This is a genomic window from Saccharomonospora iraqiensis subsp. iraqiensis (assembly GCF_000430445.1).
Lineage (GTDB): Bacteria > Actinomycetota > Actinomycetes > Mycobacteriales > Pseudonocardiaceae > Saccharomonospora > Saccharomonospora iraqiensis.
On sequence record NZ_KE387084.1, the window covers coordinates 18,831 to 25,065 of the forward strand.

Here is a 6,235-nt window from a genome sequence, read left to right on the forward strand (position 1 = left end):
CGCGGTGGTCTGCGACGGCCTGGCCCTGCGGTGTGCCGCCGACCCGGGACAGGTCGTGGCGGCCGTCGAGGCCGACCTCGCCGGGCGTCGACCGGCAGGCTGAGCGGGGCGGCGTCCGGCGAACATTCTCTCTCGCCGTTGGTGCTCGCCGCGCCGTTAGCGCAACACCTCCCAGGCGATCACGCCCGATCGGAGGCTTCTCCCGGGTACGTGGCTCCGGTAAAGGTGGTCGGGTTCGTGGGGAGGACTGATGGCGGAGACTGTCGTCCAGACCGGTGCGGGCGCGCAACGTCGTCTGCGTGGCCTCGGCCTGGAACTGGACTTCTTCGACAGAGCGATTCGTGCCGGTATCGCGGCGATGTCGAACAACGACTTCGAACCACAGAACGCTCCGGGGTTGAAGGACTGGATCGCGCGTGTGGGAACGTTACGGGAACATCTCGTCCGGGACGCCGGTTGGAACTACGCGAATCCGTTCCACATGCCGTTGGTCTACGATCCCGCGAGAAAGAATGCGCTGGGCGTGCTGCAAGGGGATGCGCACACCGGATTGGGGAAGCCGGAGTCCGGACCGCGAAGCAGGTATCCCAAAGGACCCGCGATCGCGGTCGTCACCGCCGCCGCCGACGACGGAGTGTCGCCTCTTGATCTTGATCTGACGCAGTCCACCGGCCGCGGCCATCTGGATCCCAGAGACCTGCGTTCGATGGATGTGTGGTTTCTCGTGACCTACACGGACACGGTCTCCGACGCTCTCTTCGTGGTGCACCGGGAGCTCTCCCTGGCACACCCCACAAACCCGGACGACCACGTCAATTCGTGGCGTGAGCGGTTGCTCTTCGCGCCGATGACGTGCCGCCCACCCTGGTACCGGGGCACCCGGAGCGATTGTGGCGGTGACGTGTTCTTCGACGGTCGGGCAGGTGGTGACGAGGTCGACGAGGATCCCCTCGAAGGGGATCCGGCCGCCGTCTCCTCACTCACCCGGGACCGAAGTCGATGATCCGGTCGGCTGCGCTGGACGGTCTGAACGGTGTTGCCTGGGTGAGCAGAGCCAGGCGTCGAGGCTCGTCGCCGGTGTGCTGTGGGACGCTCACTTCTCCGCCGTCCGTTCCCTCGGTCATGTCCGAACCGAGTTTCCCGCACCGACCGTGGCCGCGAGGTGTTCCCCGGTGAGGGTGGAGCGGGCGGCGACGAGGTCGGCGGGGGTGCCCTCGAAGACCACCCGGCCGCCGTCGTGGCCCGCGCCGGGGCCGAGGTCGATGATCCGGTCGGCGTGCGCCATGACGGCCTGGTTGTGCTCGACGACCAGAACGGACCGGCCGGAGTCGACGAGGCGGTCGAGCAGGTCGAGCAGCTGGGTGATGTCGGCCGGGTGCAGGCCGGTGGTCGGCTCGTCGAGGATGTAGACGGCGGCGTCGTCGGCCAGGTGCGCGGCCAGCTTGAGCCGCTGGCGTTCCCCGCCGGACAGGGTGGTCAGCGGCTGGCCGAGGCTGAGGTAGCCGAGCCCGACGTCGGCCAGCCGCCGCAGGATCGTGGTGGCCGCGGGAAGCGTCACCCCCGCACCGCCGAAGAACTCCGCCGCCTCGGTCACCGACATCGCCAGGACCTCGCTGATGTTCCTGCCCGCCTCCCCCTCACCGAGCCGGTGATCCAGCACCGACGCCTGGAACCGCTGCCCCTCGCACTCCTCGCAGGTGGTGGCGACCCCGGCCATGACGGCCAGGTCGGTGTAGATCACGCCCGCGCCGTTGCAGTTGGGGCAGGCGCCCTCGGAGTTCGGACTGAACAGCGCGGGTTTCACGCCGTTGGCCTTCGCGAACGCCTTGCGGATCGGGTCGAGCAGGCCGGTGTAGGTCGCGGGGTTGCTCCGGCGGGATCCCTTGATCGCGCCCTGGTCGATCGTGACCACACCGGGGTCCGGGGGGATCGACTCCACCAGGGAGCTCTTGCCGGAGCCCGCGACCCCGGTGAGGACCACGAGTTCGCCCAGCGGGATGTCCACGTCGACGTCGCGCAGGTTGTTCGCCGCCGCGCCGCGGACCTCCAGGGTCCCGGTGGGGGTGCGCACCGTGTCCTTGAGGGTGGCCCGGTCGTCGAGGTGGCGGCCGGTGAGCGTGCCGCTGGTGCGTAACGCGTCGACGGTGCCCTCGAAACAGACCGTCCCGCCCGCCGAGCCCGCCCCGGGGCCGAGGTCGACGACGTGGTCCGCGATCGCGATCGTCTCCGGCTCGTGCTCGATGACGAGCACCGTGTTGCCCTTGTCCCGCAACCGCAGCAGCAGGTCGTTCATCCGCCGGACGTCGTGCGGGTGCAGGCCGATGGTGGGTTCGTCGAAGACGTAGGTGACGTCGGTGAGCGACGAGCCGAGGTGGCGGATCATCTTGGTGCGCTGGGCCTCGCCGCCGGACAGGGTGCCCGCGGGCCGGTCGAGGGAGAGGTAGCCGAGCCCGATCTCGACGAAGGAGTCGAGGATGTCGCCGAGCGCGGTCAGCAGCGGGGCGACCGGGGAGTAGTCCCCGCCCGGTGCGTCGGAGGACCGTTCCCGCAGGTCGCGTACCCAGTCGGCGAGGTCGGTGATCTGCATGGCGGAGCAGTCGGCGATGCTGCGGCCCTCGATCGTCGAGGACCGGGCCTGTTCGGACAGTCGGGTGCCGCCGCACTCGGGGCACTCGGTGAAGGTGATCGCGCGGTCGACGAACGCGCGGATGTGCGGCTGCATCGCCTCGCGGTCCTTGGCCAGGATCGTCTTCCGCAGCTTCGGGATGACGCCCTCGTAGGTGAGGTTGACCCCGTCGACCTTGATCTTGGTCGGCTCCTTGTGGAGCAGGTCGTCGAGCTCCGCGGCGGTGAACTCGCGGATCGGCTTGTCCGGGTCGAAGAACCCGCAACCGGTGTAGATGCGGCCGTACCAGCCGTCCCTGCCCCAGCCGGGGATCGTGAACGGCCCCTCGTTGAGGGACTTGCTGTCGTCGTACATCGCGGACAGGTCGAAGTCGGTGACCGCGCCGCGGCCCTCGCAGTGCGGGCACATGCCGCCGGTGACGCTGAACGCGCGGCGTTCCTTCACGGTCTTGCCGCCACGTTCGAACGTGACCGCCCCGGCCCCGCTGATCGAGGCGACGTTGAAGGAGAACGCCTGGGGAGAGCCGATGTGCGGCCGCCCGAGCCGGCTGAACAGGATCCGCAGCAGCGCGCCGGTGTCGGTGGCGGTGCCCACCGTCGAGCGCGGGTCGGATCCCATGCGTTCCTGGTCGACGAGGATCGCGGTGGTCAGGCCGTCGAGCATGTCGACGTCGGGCCGGGCGAGGGTGGGCATGAAGCCCTGCACGAAGGCACTGTAGGTCTCGTTGATCATCCGCTGGGACTCCGCCGCGATGGTGCCGAACACCAGCGAGCTCTTGCCCGAACCGGAGACGCCGGTGAACACCGTGAGCCTGCGTTTCGGGAGGTCGACGTCGACGTCGGCGAGGTTGTTCTCCCGTGCGCCCCGCACGCGGATCAGGTCGTGCCGGTCGGCGGCGTGCGGCGTGTGCGGCCGGGTGTCCGTGCCCGGACCGGTGACGGTGCTCATCGTGTCTCCTCCTCACGCGGGGCCGGCCGCGTCGTTCGACCGCACCGGGCCCGATTCAACCAGCTCAGGCCGACAGTTTCCCGGTGTGCCGACCGCCGTGGCCGGGGGGCGCGCGGGTATCACCCACCCTGTGCGGCCGGTGCCCGGTCGCGGTGCCGTAGGGGTACCGTCCCTGCGGCAGGTATCCGAGAACTGGGAACGGAGTCTTCGTGGCGCGGCGTCTCCAGCCGGTGCGGCGTCGTTTTCGCCCGAGCTGGCATCAGCCCGCCAGGATCGTCGTGGTGGCGTTCGCGTCCACCATCGCGGTGGGGGCGGTGCTGCTGTCCCTCCCGGTGGCCTCGGCCTCCGAAGAAGGGGCCGGGTGGGTGACCGCTCTGTTCACGGCGACCTCGGCGGTGTGTGTGACCGGGCTGATCGTGGTGGACACACCCGGGTACTGGTCCACCTTCGGTGAGGTGGTGATTCTGGCCCTGATCCAGGTCGGTGGCCTGGGAATCATGGCGTTGGCCTCCCTGCTGGGCCTGTTGATCACCCGGCGGTTCGGCTTGCGGATGCGGCTGACGGCCGCCACCGAGACCAAGACGCTGGATCTGGGTGACGTCCGCCGGGTGGTGACCGGGATCGTACTGGTCAGCTTCCTGTTCGAGGCGGTGCTGAGCACGGTGCTGACCCTCCGCTTCGCCCTCGGGTACAGCTATCCCTGGGGCACGGCCGTCTACCACGGGGTCTTCCACGCGGTGTCGGCCTTCAACAACGCCGGTTTCGCGCTCTACTCCGACAGCCTGATGCGGTTCGCCACCGACCCGTGGATCTGTGTGCCGATCGCCCTGGCCGTTATCACCGGTGGCCTCGGCTTCCCGGTGTGGATCGAGATCTGGCGGCGCGCTCGCGGGTCACTACGGCGCTGGTCGCTGCACGTGAAGGTCACCGTCCTGACGATCGGGGCGCTGCTGGTGGTCGGGACGACCGTCGTCACGGCCGCGGAGTGGAACAACCCCGAGACGCTCGGTCAGTTCAGTCCGGGCGGACGTCTGCTGGCCGGATTCTTCCACGGCGTGATGCCGCGCACAGCCGGCTTCAATTCGCTGGAGGTCTCCGAGTTCGAGTCCGGAACGCTGCTGGTGACGAATGTGCTGATGTTCATCGGTGGGGGTAGTGCGGGCACCGCGGGCGGAATCAAGGTCACCACGTTCGCGTTGTTGGGATTCATCGTCCTCGCCGAGATCCGGGGTCTGCCGACCGTGCACGTGATGGGCCGGAAACTGACCTCGGCCGTGCAGCGTCAGGCGCTCACGGTCGTGCTGCTCAGCATGGGAGCGGTGGTGAGTGGGACACTGCTCCTGCTCACTCTGACGCCGTTCCACCGGCTGGAGACAGTGCTGTTCGAGGCCGTCTCGGCCTTCGCCACGGTGGGGCTGTCCACCGGGATCACGGGTGAGTTGCCGACATCCGGCACCCTGGTGCTGACGGGACTGATGTTCCTCGGCAGGCTCGGACCGATCACACTCGCCTCGGCGTTGGCATTGCGGGAACGCGCACGGCGGTACGAACTTCCGGAGGAGAGACCGATCGTTGGGTAACAGGAAACAGGGCCAACGGGTCGTGGTGATCGGACTGGGCCGGTTCGGCGGTTCACTGGCGAGTGAGCTGATGGGCGCCGGTGTCGAGGTGCTCGGGCTCGACCACGATCCACGGCGTGTCCAGCGTTACGCCGACGAGCTCACCCACACGGCGGTGGCCGACACCACCGACGTCGAAGCACTGACCCAGCTGGGCGTCACGTCGTTCCGCCGTGCGGTCGTCGGGATCGGCAACGACATCGAGGCCAGTGTCCTCACCACCTCGTTGCTCGACGAGCTCGGGGTCGCGCGGATCTGGGCGAAGGCCGTGAACCGGCAGCACGGGCGCATCCTCGAACGGGTGGGTGCCCACCATGTCGTGCTGCCCGAACACGACATGGGCGAACGCGTCGCGCACCTGGTGACCGGCCGGATGCTGGACTACATCGAGTTCGAAGAGGATTACGCGATCATCAAGACCACCGCGCCCGCGGAAGCCGTGGGCAGGCCGCTCGGGGAGACCCAGGTGCGGCGGCGGTACGGGGTCACCGTCGTCGGGATCAAACGTCCCGGTGCGGGATTCACCTACGCCACGGCGGAGAGCACGGTGGCGGGTGAGGACATCCTCCTGGTCGCGGGCAGGAGGAACGACGTGGAGCGGTTCGCCGACCTCACCTGACCGGACGGCCGCGAGACCACCCCGCCCGAGCATGACGACACGTGCGACCGGACCTGTCGGGTGCGATGAGTCACGCGACACGCCTCCTTGAGGGCTCTCGGTCGGGCGGGACTACAGTGGTCCCTGTCCGATGATCTGACACTTCGTGTGCAGATCGTCAGTCTGTCGAGTGCGTCGTGGCGCGCGCGACCGTTTCGGAGGTTGAGTGACATGAGCAAGATCCTGTTCGTGATGACCGGCGTGGACTACTGGACGCTGGCCGACGGCACGCGGCACCCGACCGGATACTGGGCCGAGGAGTTCGCCGCGCCGTACCAGGAGTTCACCGCCGCGGGCCACGAGATCGTCGTGGCCACGCCGGGCGGTGTGGTGCCCACCGTGGACCGGGCCAGCCTGGCCGCGGAGGCCAACGGCGGGCAGCAG

4 protein-coding genes and 1 pseudogene are annotated in these 6,235 nt (G+C 68.9%); 4 read left to right on the top strand and 1 reads right to left on the bottom strand.

Annotated features, from left to right (window positions below):
• Positions 1-250: 250 nt before the first annotated feature.
• The gene (locus ACTIR_RS0109875; protein WP_026454147.1) at positions 251-1,003 is read left to right on the top strand and encodes a hypothetical protein; all 753 of its coding nucleotides are present in this window, start codon (positions 251-253) and stop codon (positions 1,001-1,003) included.
• 117 nt (positions 1,004-1,120) lie between these two features.
• On the opposite strand, the gene ACTIR_RS0109880 is transcribed toward ACTIR_RS0109875, so the two are convergent.
• On the bottom strand, positions 1,121-3,574 hold the full coding sequence (locus ACTIR_RS0109880; protein ID WP_026454148.1) for an ATP-binding cassette domain-containing protein: 2,454 nt from the start codon (positions 3,572-3,574) through the stop codon (positions 1,121-1,123).
• A gap of 278 nt (positions 3,575-3,852) precedes the next feature.
• Here ACTIR_RS0109880 and ACTIR_RS0109885 point away from each other — a divergent pair, with 278 nt between their 5' ends.
• The 3 genes and pseudogenes from ACTIR_RS0109885 to ACTIR_RS26520 all read left to right on the top strand — a co-directional run.
• A complete protein-coding gene (locus ACTIR_RS0109885) occupies positions 3,853-5,154 on the top strand; it encodes a TrkH family potassium uptake protein (RefSeq protein ID WP_026454149.1) in 1,302 nt (433 codons plus the stop codon).
• The gene (locus ACTIR_RS0109890; protein WP_026454150.1) at positions 5,147-5,812 is read left to right on the top strand and encodes a potassium channel family protein; all 666 of its coding nucleotides are present in this window, start codon (positions 5,147-5,149) and stop codon (positions 5,810-5,812) included. The genes ACTIR_RS0109885 and ACTIR_RS0109890 overlap by 8 nt, the downstream gene beginning before the upstream one ends.
• A 210-nt stretch (positions 5,813-6,022) precedes the next feature.
• Positions 6,023-6,235 (top strand): annotated as a pseudogene (locus ACTIR_RS26520) (type 1 glutamine amidotransferase domain-containing protein); the annotation flags it as partial.

Bases quoted from the DNA above. Each gene is read 5' to 3' on its own strand.
- ACTIR_RS0109875 (WP_026454147.1), top strand. From the start codon at position 251: ATGGCGGAGACTGTCGTCCAGACCGGTGCGGGCGCGCAACGTCGTCTG.
- ACTIR_RS0109880 (WP_026454148.1), bottom strand. From the start codon at position 3,574: ATGAGCACCGTCACCGGTCCGGGCACGGACACCCGGCCGCACACGCCG.